We start from the raw sequence: 15,124 nt of genomic DNA on the forward strand, positions 1-15,124 counted from the left end.
TGTAGAAGAACGAAAACACACAGGTTTCCTTTTCCTTAGAAAGGAGGTGATCCAGCCGCACCTTCCGATACGGCTACCTTGTTACGACTTCACCCCAATTATCTGTCCCACCTTCGGCGGCTGGCTCCATAAAGGTTACCCTACCGACTTCGGGTGTTACAAACTCTCGTGGTGTGACGGGCGGTGTGTACAAGGCCCGGGAACGTATTCACCGTGGCATGCTGATCCACGATTACTAGCGATTCCGGCTTCATGTAGGCGAGTTGCAGCCTACAATCCGAACTGAGAATAGTTTTATGGGATTAGCTCCACCTCGCGGCTTCGCGACCCTTTGTACTATCCATTGTAGCACGTGTGTAGCCCAGGTCATAAGGGGCATGATGATTTGACGTCATCCCCACCTTCCTCCGGCTTGCACCGGCAGTCACTTTAGAGTGCCCAACTAAATGCTGGCAACTAAAATCAAGGGTTGCGCTCGTTGCGGGACTTAACCCAACATCTCACGACACGAGCTGACGACAACCATGCACCACCTGTCACTTTGTCCCCGAAGGGAAAGCTCTGTCTCCAGAGTGGTCAAAGGATGTCAAGACCTGGTAAGGTTCTTCGCGTTGCTTCGAATTAAACCACATGCTCCACCGCTTGTGCGGGCCCCCGTCAATTCCTTTGAGTTTCAACCTTGCGGTCGTACTCCCCAGGCGGAGTGCTTAATGCGTTAGCTGCAGCACTAAGGGGCGGAAACCCCCTAACACTTAGCACTCATCGTTTACGGCGTGGACTACCAGGGTATCTAATCCTGTTTGCTCCCCACGCTTTCGCGCCTCAGCGTCAGTTACAGACCAGAGAGTCGCCTTCGCCACTGGTGTTCCTCCACATATCTACGCATTTCACCGCTACACGTGGAATTCCACTCTCCTCTTCTGCACTCCAGTCTTCCAGTTTCCAATGACCCTCCCCGGTTAAGCCGGGGGCTTTCACATCAGACTTAAAAGACCGCCTGCGCGCGCTTTACGCCCAATAAATCCGGACAACGCTTGCCACCTACGTATTACCGCGGCTGCTGGCACGTAGTTAGCCGTGGCTTTCTGGTTAGATACCGTCAAGGGACAAGCAGTTACTCTTATCCTTGTTCTTCTCTAACAACAGTACTTTACGATCCGAAAACCTTCTTCATACACGCGGCGTTGCTCCGTCAGACTTTCGTCCATTGCGGAAGATTCCCTACTGCTGCCTCCCGTAGGAGTCTGGGCCGTGTCTCAGTCCCAGTGTGGCCGATCACCCTCTCAGGTCGGCTATGCATCGTTGCCTTGGTAGGCCATTACCCTACCAACTAGCTAATGCACCGCGGGCCCATCTGTAAGCGATAGCCGAAACCATCTTTCAAAGGCGTGGCATGCGCCACATCTTATCATTCGGTATTAGCCCCGGTTTCCCGGAGTTATCCCCAACTTACAGGCAGGTTGCCCACGTGTTACTCACCCGTCCGCCACTAACTTTGGAAGAGCAAGCTCTTCCTCCGTTCGTTCGACTTGCATGTATTAGGCACGCCGCCAGCGTTCGTCCTGAGCCAGGATCAAACTCTCTTTAAAATATAAATTGAATTTGAATACTTATTCAACACCGTGAATAAGATTCCTTGCGTCAAATTGACTTCGCTAGCAATTAAATTACTAGTTTGTTTTGTTGAAAACAGCTTTCTGTTTTCTGCCCTGCGATTACCAGTGAGACTTTACGTCTCATTGCTTTTCGTCTTCTTTTTTGTTCAGTTTTCAAAGGTCAGTTGCTTTGTTAACGCAACTTTTAAATCTTACCATAAAGTTAAAATCACGTCAACAACTATTTTTAAAATGTTTTTTGATGAATTAATTTGTATCAATTCAGCTTTATCATTATATAACAGCTTTATGCGAAATACAAGCCTTTTAAGTTATATTTTTAATTCTTTCTCTAGTGCATGTATAAAATCCTGCATAACTTTTTGTTTTTCTATTGCAATTTCTTGGGCAGTCGTTGTTTTTAACTGATCCTGAATTAGCAATAATTTATCGTAAAAGTGTTGTAATGTAGTGTTTTCAGGGTGATTGTGATTAGCTATTTCTCTATTGTGCGCTCCCCCGTATGTAAATGTTCTAGCTATACCTATTGCTCCAATTGCGTCTAAACGGTCTGCATCTTGGACTATTTTTTCTTCTATTGTAGAAGCTTGAATGGGATTTTTTCCGTTTTTAAAAGAGACTGCTTGGATAATTCGGATGATTTTACTGATTACATCTTCAGGTATTTCTCTTTCTCTCAGCCAAGTTGTGATTATTGCAGTTGCTTGTAGTGGATCTTCTGTTAGTTTGCTATCATTATAGTCGTGGAACAATGCGGCTAATTCTATCGTGAATTTGTCTCCGCCTTCTACAGCCTGGATTTGTTTGCTTAAATGCCAGACTCGTTTAATATGTTCCCAGTCGTGTCCTGTAGTTTCCTTTTCGAAATGAGATTGCATCCATTTTTGCGCGGCTCTTATTATTTCTTCTTGATTCATTAGTATTTGCTCCTTTTTTAGATTATTTTCATGTACAATAGTAGAAAATGGAAATGGGGTATTCGATGTTTGCTTTTGAAAATGTTTATTTCAAGCGAGATAATAAAACGATTTTGTCGGATATTAATTGGGTGGTTAAAGAAAAAGAAAATTGGGCGATACTCGGGCTCAATGGTTCTGGAAAAACCACTTTACTACAACTTTTAAATGGGTATCTTTGGCCTAGTAGTGGTAAACTTCAAGTGCTTGGGCAGGTTTTCGGTCAGACTTCTTTGCCGGAATTGCGTAAATCGATTGGTTGGGTTAGTAATGCGCTTGACCATCAGTTGAAAGACTATGAGTTAAGTGAGCAAATCGTTCTTAGTGGGAAGTTTGCAAGTATTGGTATTTATGCGAAAGTCACGGCAGACGAAATGGCTTTAGCGAAAAAATTGCTTATTGATTGTGGTGGCATATCGCTCATTGGGAAACCATATAAAATTTTATCTCAAGGCGAGCGCCAAATCGTATTGATTGCTCGTGCTTTAATGGCGAGTCCTAAGTTGCTTATTTTAGATGAACCTTGTAATGGGCTTGATCTATTTGCAAAGGAGCGCTTATTAGAAAGAATTAAGAAGATTGCGGAACTGCCGGAATCCCCAACGATGCTTTTTGTTACTCACCATACGGAAGAAATCCTTCCCTGTTTCGATAATATCATTTTACTGCGTGACGGGGAAATAACTCATCACGGAAAAACAGAAAATCTTTTGTCGGAGGAAGTTCTCCAAGATTTTTATCAAAAGCCAGTAGAATTAATTCGGATAAAAGACGGCTCCATTGCAGTCTATCCGAAGTAAATGGTATAGTTAGCATACGAAAAATGCGTATGTAGAGGGGCGAAATGTTTTGTATGAAACGATGATTGCAAAAGCAGGTGTACGTGAGCTTCTCGGGATGGATACTAGTCTGATTTATGGTTCATTTACTTATCAAATGGAAGGTGAATGGATGGATTTAACCGGACTTTGGATTTCGAATGCAGATGCACTGATTTTTTATTTAGAAAATGAAGATGTCTATTTACTGAAGAAATTTGCTTATGAAACAATAGAAAAATTAGAACAAAAGGTAAGTATCCTTTCCATGACAAAAAAATTGATTTTACATCTTAATAATAAAGAAAGCTATACATTACTTGTTGCAAATGGTGAAGCAAAGGTGTTTGCTGCTAGAGTAAATGAGCGCATAGAAAAAGTGAGCCTAGGTTGAACTAGGCTCACTTTTTTATTATTCTTTTTCTTCAAATAAACGAGCCACTTCAATGATTACTTCTGTTGCTTTAACCATACTTTCTAATGCAACATATTCAAATTTACCGTGGAAGTTCTCTCCTCCACCAAAAATATTCGGTGTTGGTAATCCTTTGTAGGAAAGTTGAGCGCCGTCTGTTCCACCGCGAATGGGGCTGATTTTTGGTTCAATGTCTAGGTTTCTCATCGCCGCGCTGACGATATCCACAATTTCTTTTACTGGTTCGATTTTTTCGCGCATATTGTAATATTGATCGTTCAGTTTTAATTCTACCGATCCTTCGCCATATTTTTCTTCTAACTCTTTAGCGATAGTAGCAATATGTGTTTTTCTTTCCACAAATTTCAAATGATCGAAGTCGCGGATAATATAGTAGGCTTTTGCTTGCTCTACATCACCGTTCAAAGAGATTAAATGATAAAAGCCTTCGTAACCTTCTGTGTACTCTGGCGCTTCGTCTTTTGGAATATGTGCATTGAATTCCATTGCCATTTTGACAGCATTAACCATTTTGTTTTTTGCTGTACCAGGGTGAACACTATTCCCATTAAAAGTGATTTTGGCACCTGCAGCATTAAAACTTTCATATTCTAATTCTCCAAGTGGGCCGCCGTCCATTGTATAAGCATATTTTGCGCCAAATGCTTCTACATCAAAACGTTCTGGTCCTCTGCCAATTTCTTCATCTGGCGTGAAAGCAACACGAATTTTGCCGTGTTTGATTTCTGGGTGATTAATTAGATAGTTCATCGCTACCATAATTTCGGTGATACCGGCTTTATCATCTGCGCCAAGTAGAGTTGTTCCATCTGTTGTAATCAGTGTTTTCCCTTTATAATCAGCTAGCTCTGGAAATTGTTTTGGCGAAAGTACCACGTTTAAGTCTTTGTTTAGAACGATATCTTTACCATCATAATTTTCGTGTACTTGTGGTTGGACATTTTTGCCCGTTAAGTCCGTTGCTGTATCTAAATGAGCTAAAAATCCGATTACCGGAACTTCTTTCGTCGTATTAGAAGGAAGTGTTGCCATGACATAACCAAATTCGTCGACTGTTACTTCTTGCATGCCGATTTCTTTTAGTTCTGTAACGAGAATGTTTGCCAATTCCATTTGACCTGGCGTCGTTGGACAAACCGTACTTTCCTCATTCGACTGTGTATCTACTTTTACATATTTCGTAAATCGTTTTAATAGTTCTTCTTTCATTTCTATCACTCCCTTAGATTGATTCTTTTTCATTATAAACTTGATTTTCGAAAAATTCTATTCCTGACTGTCGAGTAGTGCTTGTAATAGAAGAGTTGTTCGCCAATTGCGTGTTGTTGTTGGGGTCTTTTTGTATTCGCCAAGGAAAATTGGTAATTTTAAGGTGTGGATTTGGTTGGAGAAAATGTGGATATAAAGAACGCGGCCAATGGCGATTACTTCGGCTTGTTCGTTTTTTTGTCTCGCAATATCGATATTTTCATTATAGAAAGCGGCCATCCAGCGTTCTTCCTCGCCAATTGTTTCTGGTGGAAATGGATTGTTTGCGATGATTTGTTTATAATTTTGTTCCGAAAATGCGAATACATCCATATTTAAATCGAACGTTGTTTTCATTACCTCAGTTATTTTTGCCGCTACTTCTGGTTCCGTTTGTAACATGGAGCTTAGAACGAGATTGCCACTTTGGATATAGGTAACGACATTTTGAAAACCGACTTCTTGTAAAGCAGCTTGTAGATTTTTCATATTTACTTTATTCTTTCCAGCTACATTTACTGCTCTTAATAACACTACATAATTCCTCATCTATTTCCTCCCAATCATTTAACTACATTATAGCATGTCACTTACGTTATAATAAGGCTATTAGCGATGGGAGGTTTTTTAGGTGAAATTAATTTCTTGGAATGTAAACGGGCTTCGAGCAGCCGTAAAAAAAGGCTTTTTGGAATATTTTGAAGAAGTAGATGCGGATATTTTTTGTTTGCAGGAAACTAAATTACAAGAAGGTCAAATTGAACTTGATTTGCCAGCGTACAAAGATTATTGGAACTACGCGGTGAAAAAAGGTTATTCAGGTACTGCGATATTTACTAAAGTCGAGCCATTATCTGTTCAATATGGTTTAGGAGTGCCCGAGCACGATACAGAAGGCCGCGTCATCACGCTGGAATTTGAGGAATTCTTTATGGTGACGGTTTATACGCCGAATTCACAAGCTGAATTAAAACGATTAGATTATCGGATGACGTTTGAGGATGCAATTTTGGAATATGTAAAAAACTTGGATAAAACAAAACCGGTTGTCCTTTGCGGTGATTTGAATGTTGCGCATGAGGAAATCGATTTAAAAAATCCGAAGACTAACCGTAAAAACGCCGGATTCTCGGATGAGGAACGCGCGAAATTTTCTGCATTTTTAGATGCTGGATTTATTGATAGTTTCCGTTATTTTTATCCAGATTTGACCGATGCTTATTCTTGGTGGTCCTACCGAATGAATGCACGTGCTAGGAATACTGGTTGGCGGATAGATTATTTTGTTGTTTCGGAACGTTTGAAAGATAAATTAGTGGATGCTAAAATTCATGCGGATGTGCTTGGTTCAGATCATTGTCCTGTCGAGCTAGAACTTAATTTGTAACATAAAAAAATCCTCACTCCAAAGAGTGAGGATTTTTGAATTATTTAGCTAATGCTTTTTTTGCTGAATCAGCAAGTGTGTTAAATGATGCGATATCATTAACTGCTAAGTCTGCAAGCATTTTACGGTTAATATCAATACCAGCTAATTTTAAGCCGTGCATTAATTTGCTGTAAGAAAGATCTTGCATACGAGCTGCCGCATTGATACGTGCGATCCATAATCTACGGAAATCACGTTTCTTTTGACGACGATCTCTATAAGCATATTGGTAAGATTTCATTACCGCTTGGTTAGCTACTTTGAATAATAAATGTTTAGAGCCGTAATACCCTTTGGCTAATTTAACTATCTTTTTACGACGTTTGCGTGTTACTGTTCCGCCTTTTACGCGTGGCATATTGTCTACCTCCTAGAATTTACAAAAATGTTGTTTCTCTTATTTCATTTTAGCGACCATTTGACGAATACGTTTGAAGTCGCCAGCTGATACCATTGCTGATTTACGCAATTTACGTTTTTGTTTTTGGGATTTGTTAGCGAACATATGGCTAGTGAAGCCGTGTCTGCGTTTTAATTTTCCAGATCCTGTTCTCTTGAAACGTTTAGCGGAACCGCGGTGGGTTTTCATTTTTGGCATGAATTTTTCCTCCTCAAAACTTTACTTTTCATGAAGTGGTGCTAGGACTAAGAACATGGAACGTCCGTCCATTTTTGGTCTTTGCTCAATTGTACAAAGGTCTTCGCACGATTTTGCAAAACGGTCAAGCACCTTCTGACCGATTTCTTTGTGTGTAATGGCACGGCCTTTAAAACGGATAGAGCATTTTACTTTATCGCCTTTTTCAAGGAATTTACGTGCATTACGTAGCTTCGTATCGAAGTCATGTTCGTCAATCGTTGGACTTAAACGAACTTCTTTCATCACGATGACTTTTTGGTTCTTACGGGCTTCTTTATCTTTCTTCTGTTGTTCAAAACGGAATTTACCGTAGTCCATGATACGAGCTACTGGCGGTTTCGCTGTTGGAGCAACAAGCACTAGATCAAGATTAGCCTTTTCAGCAATTTGAAGCGCATCGATTTTACTCTTCACGCCTAATTGTTCACCGTCTTGGTCGATCAATCTTACTTCACGTGCACGAATCCCATCGTTTACCAACATGTCTTTGCTAATGGTGAGCCACCTCCACTTAATTTTGTTACAACAAGATAGAAAATAGCTGTTCAAATCTGCGGCCTGCTAACTCATTCGTTCGAAGGCCATAAAAAAACGGGCTGCTTTTCAGCAATCCCGCACATTCAAAATCGCGTAAGTTACGCGACGAAAGTTTGAATTTTTTGCCTGAAAACGTTCGTGTTAACGAGGCGAGAAGCGGGTTGCTTCTTCTTTCTTGTTTAATAACCTTACTTACTATATCATATGGGGTTTTTAGTGTCAAGGTGAATTGTAAATAAAATAGTTTCTTCACCTCTTAGCAACCTTATATGGTTAAACGTTCTTTTTGTCAAGACTTACATATTAAAAAAGCTCTCGTGACTGCACGAGAGCTCAAAGTATACAGTGTGCATATCCATTCAATACATCAAACATGTATGCACAAGTCCTAATTCTGGATAGGTTGTGTAACTGTTCCATCAAATATAGCCTCAGTGCCTCCAACGTTTATATATTCGCTAAACTTATAGCTTACTTCATCTGTATAAACTGGCAATTCCCAAAGGACACAACCGTCTACATAATTCCCACCATTACTGATATAATATGGAGATATCCATCTTCCATCTGGGTCTTTGACAGTGTTTGTTATATACAATTCTGGTTGGTATCTTACTGGTTCGTTCACACATTTCTGACCAGTTAAATCTATCCAGTTAACTTTCTTCAATCTAGTTAGTCCACCTGTATTTGTTATTTCATTACCATGCAAATCTAATACCTCTAGTTTAGATAAAAAGCCAAGCATCACAATACTTCTTAATTTATTATTACGAAGAGATAAGATTTCTAGATTTTTTAAATGAACAAGCGAGTCAGTATCTCTAAGTTCGTTGTTATCTACAAACAAGCGTGATAAACAAGCACTTGGAATTCCGTTTAAATTTTTCAGCTTATTTCTATTCACAGATAGCTCTTCTAACTTAGTTAAATCCTTCAAAGGACCAAGGTCACTTATTTGATTGTGGGATAGATGGAGTTCTTTTAAATTAGTGAAAAATTGCATTCCTGCAAGAGATCGAATATTGCTATTATCTCCATTGAAATTTTGTACTCCAGATAGTTCCTTCTGTGATACAAGGTCTGTAACACTTTGTTTTCCTAAATTTTGTTTCACTGCATTCGCTAGGCCGGGATCTGGAAAAATTTGGTTAATAGGGGTTGGTCGTTGAATACTCTCAGCTTGTACTTTTGTTCCGAAGCCCGTATTAATGTACAGACCCACAATTAACACTAGCATTGCTATTACTGCATTTTGTAACCAATTATTTTTTTTCAACATTCTCCACTCCTTAAAAATAAATTTAGAAACACAAAAGAGGATTTTCATATACTTCCTATTTAACAAACGCTGTTAACCTTTTTTATGTCCTTTTGTATACTTATATGTTAGCAAAAATAAAAGATGTTTAAATTAACAAGCGTTAAAAATGATCGAAAATCAGTAAATTTTTCAAAACATGTTCTACATTCCTTGCTGCAGGCTATTCCAAGTTCTCTCACATGGTTTTATTAGTCGTTTTTTCACATAAAAAAGCCTCGTTTGACAAGGCTTTTTTCCTTTTTAGTTACAATTCCCCTCAATAAGTATAAGAAGTAAACCATTGCCGCAACAATGGCTAATCTTGAAACTACATATATAAAACAAAAAATCAACTGCTCCCAAATTACTGCGCATATTTATCTGCCGTTTTAGTTTTGGCGGAAACTACTTTCTATGCAGTAGTGCCCCAAGTTTCTGTCTTTGAAGTGTAAATCATAGTTAGACCATTATTATTAATTGTATAATGGTTTGACAAAACTATTCCCCCTATTGGAACACCTCCACTTTTGTAAGTAAAAACGAAAGGTGAAAATTTCACATTTTAGCATTCTAATCCCAAACAAAAAACCCTTGATTTCTCAAGGGTTTCAGCCGTTAAATGATTAACGAATTTCTTTAATACGAGCCGCTTTACCACGTAGGTTACGTAGGTAGTAAAGTTTCGCACGACGTACTTTACCACGACGGATAACTTCTAATTTTGCGATACGTGGAGTATGTACTGGGAAAGTACGTTCCACGCCAACACTGTTAGAAATTTTACGAACAGTGAAAGTTTCGCTGATTCCAGCTCCGCGACGTTTGATTACAACGCCTTCGAATAATTGGATACGTTCGCGAGTACCTTCGACTACTTTCGCATGTACACGTACAGTATCACCCGGACGGAAATTTGGAACATCTGGGTTTAGTTGACTTTTTGTGATTTCATCAATCAGTTTGTTCATGTTTTTCTCTCCTTCCAACAAACATTCATTCATATTAATAATGAAGCGGAATATCGTTATCAGACTGGTCTCTCCAGTCACCTTATTTAGGTTACCATAAACTAGTTTCGCTGTAAAGTTTTTTTCTTACTTTTTCTTTTGATAAAAAGCTTGACCTTGGAGTATGGTTTAATGTTACCTTTAGTATATCAAACGGAGGTGTCAGAGATGGAACAATGGACAGTAAAAGAAATGGCTGCTTATGTGGGGATTTCAGCGGATACATTACGATATTATGAAAAAAACAAGATAATTGTACCTAATCGGTTGGAAAACGGGTATCGTGTGTATAACGCAGAACATCTATTAGAATTAAAATTTATTTTGGTGATGAAATATGCCCGGTTTTCTCTATCTGAAATAAAGCTGATGATGGAATGGCTGAGAAGTGAACCGTCTGTTGCTTGTAATACAGCATCGAAGGAGTTACTTGCACTTAAAGCGGCAGAGATTAAACAGACCATTGCGCATTATACGAAAATCGCTGCGCTTTTAGAAGAATTGCCGCAAATGGATGAGGTCCAAGATTACAGCACTGTTCAAAAAGATGTTAACACTTTTGTGGAGCATATTTTTACTGACATTAGAAAGGATGGGTTCTAATGGCTAAGGTTGTGGCGATTATTGGCGATCCGCGAGAAAAAGGTACATCAAGAGATTTGTTTCAGAAGTATTTAGCTGTTTTTCAGGAACAACCAACAATCGAGGTAAAAATCTATGATATTCGCGAATTAGCTTTTGACCCTAATTTACCTGAAGGCTATCGTACAGAGCAAACTCCTGACATAATTGCGCTTAAAAATGACGTTCGTTCCGCTGATTTACTTCTATTTTCTTATCCGGTTTGGTGGTTTAACGTTCCGGCTGTGTTAAAAGGTGTTATTGATCATTTATTTTGGCGCGGGGAGAGTTATAGTTTTAAAGATAAAAAATATTTTCTTACAGGACCATGGCGAAAAAAACGGGCGCGGTTGATTTATACGATTGGTGGAATGGAAATACAACATCGACTTTTCGCCCGCCCTGCTCTTACTGCCTTGCGTTATCCATTATGGATGAGTGGCGTGTTTTCGGTGAAAGTGACTTCAATTGATCGACTGGATCTTTCTATCAGAAGGGCTGATGACTACTATGATAAAAAAGTTACGCGTGCAGCAAAACGCGATATTCAATTCTTGCTAAAAAAGCAAATTAGAAAGAAGGTTTTTGCATGAAAATTACTGCCAAACATCCATATTGGCAAATTACGACATTGCCGTATCTTTTTCCAGTGAATTGTTACTTAATATTAGAAAAAGACGGCTTAACATTGATTGATACTGGGATTTTAGCACATGCGAAAGGAATCATTTCACTTATCCATAAATTAAAAACACCGTTAAAACGGATTTTATTAACGCATGCACATGGTGACCATATTGGCGGTTTAGTCGCGGTGAAAGCAACTTTTCCAGAAGCGCTTGTAATGATTGGAAGCAGAGAAAAATTGCTTGTAGAAACGAAAGAAATTTATGCTTTTGAAGCACAGAAGCCATTAAAAGGTAGTTATTCAGATAAGCTTCCGGTGAAAATTGATCAAGTATTAAAAGATGGCGATATGGTTGGCTCTTTGTTAATTATTGATACTCCAGGACATACACCAGGTTCGATTTCGTTTTTTGATGAGCGTAATGGACATTTATTTGTAGGAGATTTATTTCAAACTCGTGGTGGAGCGGCTATTTGTGGGGAGAAACGATGGTTGTTCCCTTTTCCAGCGATGGGTTCTTGGGATCTTTCAACAAGTATTGCATCGGCGGAAAAGTTAAAGCTTCTCGATGTAACGGAAATTGCTTGTGGGCATGGACCGGTGATGAATATGGCTGATTTCAATGTAACAAATGTGCTGCAGCGCGCACGTAAACAAGTAGAAAATGAAAAAGACTAGAAAACCAATAGCTGGCTTTCTAGTCTTTTTTTAGAATCTCGTAATTTTAATGTTGACGGCTGTTCCATATGCGAGTTGATAAACGAGGCCGTCGACGAATTGCTCGGTGAACGAACAATGAATTAAGCCATTCCCGCCGGCATCTAAAGCTTTCTTTTGTAATTCCTGTAGTAAATTTTCAAAGCCTACTGTTTCTAAGTATGCTTCTGGATCGCTTTTGATTCTCGGGCGAACGCTTTTGGCGAAAACAACAGTTAAGATGTCATGATTCACATTAATTGGTCCGGTGGAAACTTGTATGTCTTGCCATCTTTGCCCAATTCGCTTCTGGTCATTTTCTTCTTGCACATAGGCTTCTCGTTCTTTTTGACGCTCGGATTTTTTGGTTTCTTTTTCATCAGGTGTTCCAAAAATTGCCATTTAAAATCACGTCCTTTTATTATTTACTATCAGACCATTCTTTGAGCCAAGTTTTTTGCTTGTCTGTTAAGGGATAGTTTTTAAGTAAATCTGGGCGGCGTTCGTAGGTTCTTTTGAGCGATTCTTTGTCGCGCCATTCTTCTATCCACGCATGATTGCCGCTGAGTAAAATATCTGGCACTTTCATTCCTCTAAAATCGGCTGGTCGCGTATAGTGTGGATGTTCAAGCAAACCAGTCGAGAAAGAATCTGTCACAGCGGAATCTTTATTACCAAGTACTCCCGGTAAAAGACGGATAACACTGTCCATTACAATCATTGCGCCAATTTCGCCACCAGTTAAAATGTAATCTCCAATCGACACTTCATCCGTAACAAGGTGTTCGCGAATTCGTTCGTCGTAACCTTCATAGTGACCGCAAATAAAAACAAGATGCTCTTCTTCGGCAAACTCTTCTGCCATTTTTTGGTCGAAGCGTTTGCCTGCTGGGTCCATTAAAATAACTCTTGGCTTTGTTTCTGGTTGTTTCTCTTTGACAGCTTGAACGGCATCAAATATCGGTTGCGCTTTGAGTAACATACCTGCCCCGCCACCATAAGGGTAATCATCGACAATATGATGCTTTCCTTCTGCATATTCCCTGAAATCAGTCACTTCAACCGCGACACGATCGTTTTCGATGGCTTTTTTTATAATGGAATTCCCGGTCACTCCCGAAAACATATCTGGGAAAATGGATAGAATGTCAATTTTCATTAATCTAGCAGTCCTTCCATGACTTCGATTGTAATTTTTTTGTCATTAATATTGATTTCTTTTACAACGTCGGCAATATAAGGAATTAGTTTTTCTTTTTTGTCGCTACCTTTTACAACCCATACATCATTGGCGCCTGGTGTTAGAATTTCTGTGATTTCGCCAAGCTCTTCGCCATCAGTCGTTACAACGGTACAACCGATGATTTCATGGAAATAAAATTCGTTTTCCTCTAAATCAGTTAGTTGCGCTTCTTTGATTTTAAGTACACCTTCTTTCATACGTTCCACTTGATGAATTCCAGTGAATCCTTCAAACATCAGCAAATCAAAGTTCTTATGTTTGCGGTGTGAGCGAATGATTAGTTTTTCAGGCTTTTTGCTGTTTTTTTCAAATAAGTACACGGTATTCCCAACTTGGAACCGTTCTTCTGGAAAATCGGTCGTTGCGATAACACGAATTTCACCGATTAAGCCATGAGTATTAACAATTTTTCCTACATTATACATTTTCTCCATAAGTCACCTCTAGCGTATTTCTACTATGATTCCATCTTTTACAACAATGGTTTTATCAAAAATGGATTTATCCCACTTGTCTCCTACTTGTACATCCATAATCGTTTCCATTTCTCGTTCGCGAATTTCACTGCCAAGCTCGAGGACTTCTAATTGTTCCATTTGAAACTGAATTAGTTTTTTCTTTTCTCGGCGAATGTCGAGTTCGTGGGTAAAGTAATCGGCCACTCGTTCAGGTTGAAATTTGCTTTTTCGTTCCATTTTCTTTTGTTCAAAATGCAACTGGTCGCATTCTTGTTCGATTTGTCGTTTTTGTTCGATATAATACTCGATTAATTCTTGTTTACTTGCTTCGGTTAGAATTTGTTTGACGACAACTTTTTGGATGATTTCCACTGGACACCTCCACTAGCAATTATGTCCTTATTTTACCATAGTTTTTTTGGATTCATCTACTAATGCCCGGAATAATTGTTCACTTTCCGGATCTGTTTGGAACATTAACTCTGGGTGCCACTGAACACCTAAATACCAACTTGGCAAATTGTCACCTTCTACTGCTTCAATCATTCCATCCGCAGTTCGCGCTGTTACTTTAAAACTTGGCGCTAATTTTTTGATAAATTGGTGATGTAGTGAATTGACTAATTTTTTGTTTGGATGATGCTTTGCGAGTTCACTTGTCGGTTCAATATCAATGGTATGCGAGCCTAGTTGTTCATCGACACGTTGCAAATGTTGGAGGGCTTTTGTTTCGACTTGGCTAATATCTTGATAAAGTGAGCCGCCTAATGCCACATTAACCAGTTGCATCCCGCGGCAAATAGCAAAAATCGGTTTCCCAGCGTCTAATGCTGCTCGAACTAAGGCGATTTCATAGCTGTCTCGCGGCGGGAAATAGGCGCCGATTTCTTGGGACGGCTCTTCTAAATAAAATTGTGGCGTAATGTCTTGTCCACCGGTTAAAAGCAAACCATCTACGAGAGAAATTGCTTGAACGGCAACAGACGGGTCATCTATTGGCAAAGCGATAGGAAATCCGCCAACTTTTTGAATAGCATCTACATAGCGCTGTTGTGTATAAGTCACACGGTGTCCATAAAAAACGTCTACACCTTTTACTAATCTATTTCCGGTAATTCCAATAACTGGCTTCATCACAATTCCTCCATTTCTATTCTATTTTACAACATTTGGTGAGGTAATTGCTTCTCTGATGATTATTTAAAAATAGTTATAAAAAAACTCGCCAAATTGACGAGTTTTTGTTATTCGATAATTTCAAGACGAATCTTCTTATCGTTTTTGGAGCCAACTGCGTAGACAAGTGTACGAATCGCTTTCGCAATACGACCTTGCTTACCAATCACGCGTCCCATGTCTTCTTTACTGACAGACAATTTGTAGGTTAACGATGTATCCGTTTCTTCTGGCGTGATAACAACGTCTTCCGGATGGTCAACAAGAGGTTTCACGATTGAGAGAATGAGTTCTTCCATTCGCGCCGAGACC

20 protein-coding genes, 1 rRNA gene and 1 other annotated feature are annotated in these 15,124 nt (G+C 39.3%); of the genes, 6 read left to right on the forward strand and 15 right to left on the reverse strand.

The genetic code is table 11. The features are described from left to right. Positions 1 to 39: 39 nt before the first annotated feature. Both HRK21_RS00730 and HRK21_RS00735 read right to left on the reverse strand, forming a co-directional pair. Positions 40 to 1,589: ribosomal RNA gene (locus HRK21_RS00730) — 16S ribosomal RNA — on the reverse strand. A gap of 338 nt (positions 1,590 to 1,927) precedes the next feature. Continuing rightward, positions 1,928 to 2,533 carry an HD domain-containing protein gene (locus tag HRK21_RS00735; RefSeq protein WP_069887630.1) on the reverse strand — a complete coding sequence of 202 codons (606 nt, stop codon included), beginning with the start codon at positions 2,531 to 2,533 and terminating at the stop codon, positions 1,928 to 1,930. 65 nt (positions 2,534 to 2,598) lie between these two features. Here HRK21_RS00735 and HRK21_RS00740 point away from each other — a divergent pair, with 65 nt between their 5' ends. Further along, on the forward strand, positions 2,599 to 3,372 hold the full coding sequence (locus HRK21_RS00740; protein WP_070005918.1) for an ABC transporter ATP-binding protein: 774 nt from the start codon (positions 2,599 to 2,601) through the stop codon (positions 3,370 to 3,372). A 49-nt stretch (positions 3,373 to 3,421) separates the two neighbouring features. Then, positions 3,422 to 3,784 carry a hypothetical protein gene (locus HRK21_RS00745; RefSeq protein ID WP_070005919.1) on the forward strand — a complete coding sequence of 121 codons (363 nt, stop codon included), beginning with the start codon at positions 3,422 to 3,424 and terminating at the stop codon, positions 3,782 to 3,784. An 18-nt stretch (positions 3,785 to 3,802) separates the two neighbouring features. Here HRK21_RS00745 and pepT read toward each other — a convergent pair whose 3' ends face one another. Further along, positions 3,803 to 5,035, reverse strand: coding sequence for a peptidase T (pepT, locus tag HRK21_RS00750; protein ID WP_003739208.1), 1,233 nt, complete (start codon positions 5,033 to 5,035; stop codon positions 3,803 to 3,805). Positions 5,036 to 5,092: 57 nt separating this feature from the next. Continuing rightward, entirely contained in the window at positions 5,093 to 5,623 is a 531-nt protein-coding gene (locus tag HRK21_RS00755; protein ID WP_070005920.1) for a DUF1697 domain-containing protein, read from the reverse strand. A gap of 82 nt (positions 5,624 to 5,705) precedes the next feature. On the opposite strand from HRK21_RS00755, the gene HRK21_RS00760 reads away from it, so the two are divergent. Further along, complete coding sequence (locus HRK21_RS00760) at positions 5,706 to 6,461, forward strand: exodeoxyribonuclease III (RefSeq protein ID WP_003726561.1); 756 nt, start codon at positions 5,706 to 5,708, stop codon at positions 6,459 to 6,461. Between the two features lie 40 nt (positions 6,462 to 6,501). Here HRK21_RS00760 and rplT read toward each other — a convergent pair whose 3' ends face one another. The 5 genes from rplT to rplS all read right to left on the reverse strand — a co-directional run bounded on the left by rplT (position 6,502) and on the right by rplS (position 9,951). Beyond that, positions 6,502 to 6,861 (reverse strand): 50S ribosomal protein L20, encoded by a 360-nt coding sequence (gene rplT / locus HRK21_RS00765; RefSeq protein ID WP_003720097.1) that lies wholly within the window; start codon positions 6,859 to 6,861, stop codon positions 6,502 to 6,504. Positions 6,862 to 6,900: 39 nt separating this feature from the next. Next, positions 6,901 to 7,101 carry a 50S ribosomal protein L35 gene (rpmI, locus tag HRK21_RS00770; RefSeq protein ID WP_003720098.1) on the reverse strand — a complete coding sequence of 67 codons (201 nt, stop codon included), beginning with the start codon at positions 7,099 to 7,101 and terminating at the stop codon, positions 6,901 to 6,903. Positions 7,102 to 7,122: 21 nt separating this feature from the next. Next, positions 7,123 to 7,638, reverse strand: coding sequence for a translation initiation factor IF-3 (infC, locus tag HRK21_RS00775; RefSeq protein WP_077952718.1), 516 nt, complete (start codon positions 7,636 to 7,638; stop codon positions 7,123 to 7,125). Positions 7,639 to 7,720: 82 nt separating this feature from the next. Continuing rightward, positions 7,721 to 7,859: a sequence feature (ribosomal protein L20 leader region), on the reverse strand. A gap of 209 nt (positions 7,860 to 8,068) precedes the next feature. Continuing rightward, on the reverse strand, positions 8,069 to 8,959 hold the full coding sequence (gene inlC / locus HRK21_RS00780; RefSeq protein WP_077952719.1) for a class 3 internalin InlC: 891 nt from the start codon (positions 8,957 to 8,959) through the stop codon (positions 8,069 to 8,071). 647 nt (positions 8,960 to 9,606) lie between these two features. Continuing rightward, positions 9,607 to 9,951 carry a 50S ribosomal protein L19 gene (rplS, locus tag HRK21_RS00785; RefSeq protein WP_003728425.1) on the reverse strand — a complete coding sequence of 115 codons (345 nt, stop codon included), beginning with the start codon at positions 9,949 to 9,951 and terminating at the stop codon, positions 9,607 to 9,609. Positions 9,952 to 10,158: 207 nt separating this feature from the next. Here rplS and HRK21_RS00790 point away from each other — a divergent pair, with 207 nt between their 5' ends. From HRK21_RS00790 to HRK21_RS00800, 3 genes are read left to right on the forward strand one after another with little or no spacing between them, the layout of a single operon-like run. After that, the gene (locus HRK21_RS00790) at positions 10,159 to 10,593 is read left to right on the forward strand and encodes a MerR family transcriptional regulator (protein WP_069887639.1); all 435 of its coding nucleotides are present in this window, start codon (positions 10,159 to 10,161) and stop codon (positions 10,591 to 10,593) included. Continuing rightward, positions 10,593 to 11,204, forward strand: a complete 612-nt coding sequence (locus tag HRK21_RS00795; protein WP_070005923.1) for an NAD(P)H-dependent oxidoreductase — start codon at positions 10,593 to 10,595, stop codon at positions 11,202 to 11,204. The genes HRK21_RS00790 and HRK21_RS00795 overlap by 1 nt, the downstream gene beginning before the upstream one ends. Continuing rightward, positions 11,201 to 11,917: an MBL fold metallo-hydrolase gene (locus HRK21_RS00800; RefSeq protein ID WP_070005924.1), complete on the forward strand. Its 717-nt coding sequence runs from the start codon at positions 11,201 to 11,203 to the stop codon at positions 11,915 to 11,917. The genes HRK21_RS00795 and HRK21_RS00800 overlap by 4 nt, the downstream gene beginning before the upstream one ends. Before the next feature lie 30 nt (positions 11,918 to 11,947). Here HRK21_RS00800 and HRK21_RS00805 read toward each other — a convergent pair whose 3' ends face one another. The 6 genes from HRK21_RS00805 to HRK21_RS00830 all read right to left on the reverse strand — a co-directional run bounded on the left by HRK21_RS00805 (position 11,948) and on the right by HRK21_RS00830 (position 15,111). Beyond that, entirely contained in the window at positions 11,948 to 12,337 is a 390-nt protein-coding gene (locus tag HRK21_RS00805) for a hypothetical protein (RefSeq protein ID WP_003724047.1), read from the reverse strand. 19 nt (positions 12,338 to 12,356) lie between these two features. After that, entirely contained in the window at positions 12,357 to 13,094 is a 738-nt protein-coding gene (trmD, locus tag HRK21_RS00810) for a tRNA (guanosine(37)-N1)-methyltransferase TrmD (protein WP_070005925.1), read from the reverse strand. Continuing rightward, the gene (gene rimM / locus HRK21_RS00815; protein ID WP_012581133.1) at positions 13,094 to 13,612 is read right to left on the reverse strand and encodes a ribosome maturation factor RimM; all 519 of its coding nucleotides are present in this window, start codon (positions 13,610 to 13,612) and stop codon (positions 13,094 to 13,096) included. The genes trmD and rimM overlap by 1 nt, the downstream gene beginning before the upstream one ends. Positions 13,613 to 13,621: 9 nt before the next feature. After that, positions 13,622 to 14,008 (reverse strand): YlqD family protein, encoded by a 387-nt coding sequence (locus tag HRK21_RS00820; RefSeq protein ID WP_003739215.1) that lies wholly within the window; start codon positions 14,006 to 14,008, stop codon positions 13,622 to 13,624. Positions 14,009 to 14,035: 27 nt separating this feature from the next. Continuing rightward, on the reverse strand, positions 14,036 to 14,770 hold the full coding sequence (locus HRK21_RS00825) for a gamma-glutamyl-gamma-aminobutyrate hydrolase family protein (protein ID WP_003726805.1): 735 nt from the start codon (positions 14,768 to 14,770) through the stop codon (positions 14,036 to 14,038). Positions 14,771 to 14,880: 110 nt separating this feature from the next. Beyond that, positions 14,881 to 15,111, reverse strand: coding sequence for a KH domain-containing protein (locus HRK21_RS00830; RefSeq protein ID WP_003728421.1), 231 nt, complete (start codon positions 15,109 to 15,111; stop codon positions 14,881 to 14,883). Positions 15,112 to 15,124 lie beyond the last annotated feature (13 nt).

It is taken from the genome of Listeria monocytogenes (genome assembly GCF_013282665.1).
GTDB lineage: Bacteria > Bacillota > Bacilli > Lactobacillales > Listeriaceae > Listeria > Listeria monocytogenes_C.

Bases quoted from the DNA above. Each gene is read 5' to 3' on its own strand.
- rplS (WP_003728425.1), bottom strand. From the start codon at position 9,951: ATGAACAAACTGATTGATGAAATCACAAAAAGTCAACTAAACCCAGAT.
- HRK21_RS00830 (WP_003728421.1), bottom strand. From the start codon at position 15,111: ATGGAAGAACTCATTCTCTCAATCGTGAAACCTCTTGTTGACCATCCG.
- HRK21_RS00755 (WP_070005920.1), bottom strand. From the start codon at position 5,623: ATGAGGAATTATGTAGTGTTATTAAGAGCAGTAAATGTAGCTGGAAAG.
- HRK21_RS00825 (WP_003726805.1), bottom strand. From the start codon at position 14,770: ATGAAGCCAGTTATTGGAATTACCGGAAATAGATTAGTAAAAGGTGTA.
- rplT (WP_003720097.1), bottom strand. From the start codon at position 6,861: ATGCCACGCGTAAAAGGCGGAACAGTAACACGCAAACGTCGTAAAAAG.
- HRK21_RS00805 (WP_003724047.1), bottom strand. From the start codon at position 12,337: ATGGCAATTTTTGGAACACCTGATGAAAAAGAAACCAAAAAATCCGAG.
- HRK21_RS00795 (WP_070005923.1), top strand. From the start codon at position 10,593: ATGGCTAAGGTTGTGGCGATTATTGGCGATCCGCGAGAAAAAGGTACA.
- pepT (WP_003739208.1), bottom strand. From the start codon at position 5,035: ATGAAAGAAGAACTATTAAAACGATTTACGAAATATGTAAAAGTAGAT.
- HRK21_RS00800 (WP_070005924.1), top strand. From the start codon at position 11,201: ATGAAAATTACTGCCAAACATCCATATTGGCAAATTACGACATTGCCG.
- HRK21_RS00740 (WP_070005918.1), top strand. From the start codon at position 2,599: ATGTTTGCTTTTGAAAATGTTTATTTCAAGCGAGATAATAAAACGATT.
- HRK21_RS00790 (WP_069887639.1), top strand. From the start codon at position 10,159: ATGGAACAATGGACAGTAAAAGAAATGGCTGCTTATGTGGGGATTTCA.
- rimM (WP_012581133.1), bottom strand. From the start codon at position 13,612: ATGGAGAAAATGTATAATGTAGGAAAAATTGTTAATACTCATGGCTTA.
- rpmI (WP_003720098.1), bottom strand. From the start codon at position 7,101: ATGCCAAAAATGAAAACCCACCGCGGTTCCGCTAAACGTTTCAAGAGA.
- trmD (WP_070005925.1), bottom strand. From the start codon at position 13,094: ATGAAAATTGACATTCTATCCATTTTCCCAGATATGTTTTCGGGAGTG.
- HRK21_RS00735 (WP_069887630.1), bottom strand. From the start codon at position 2,533: ATGAATCAAGAAGAAATAATAAGAGCCGCGCAAAAATGGATGCAATCT.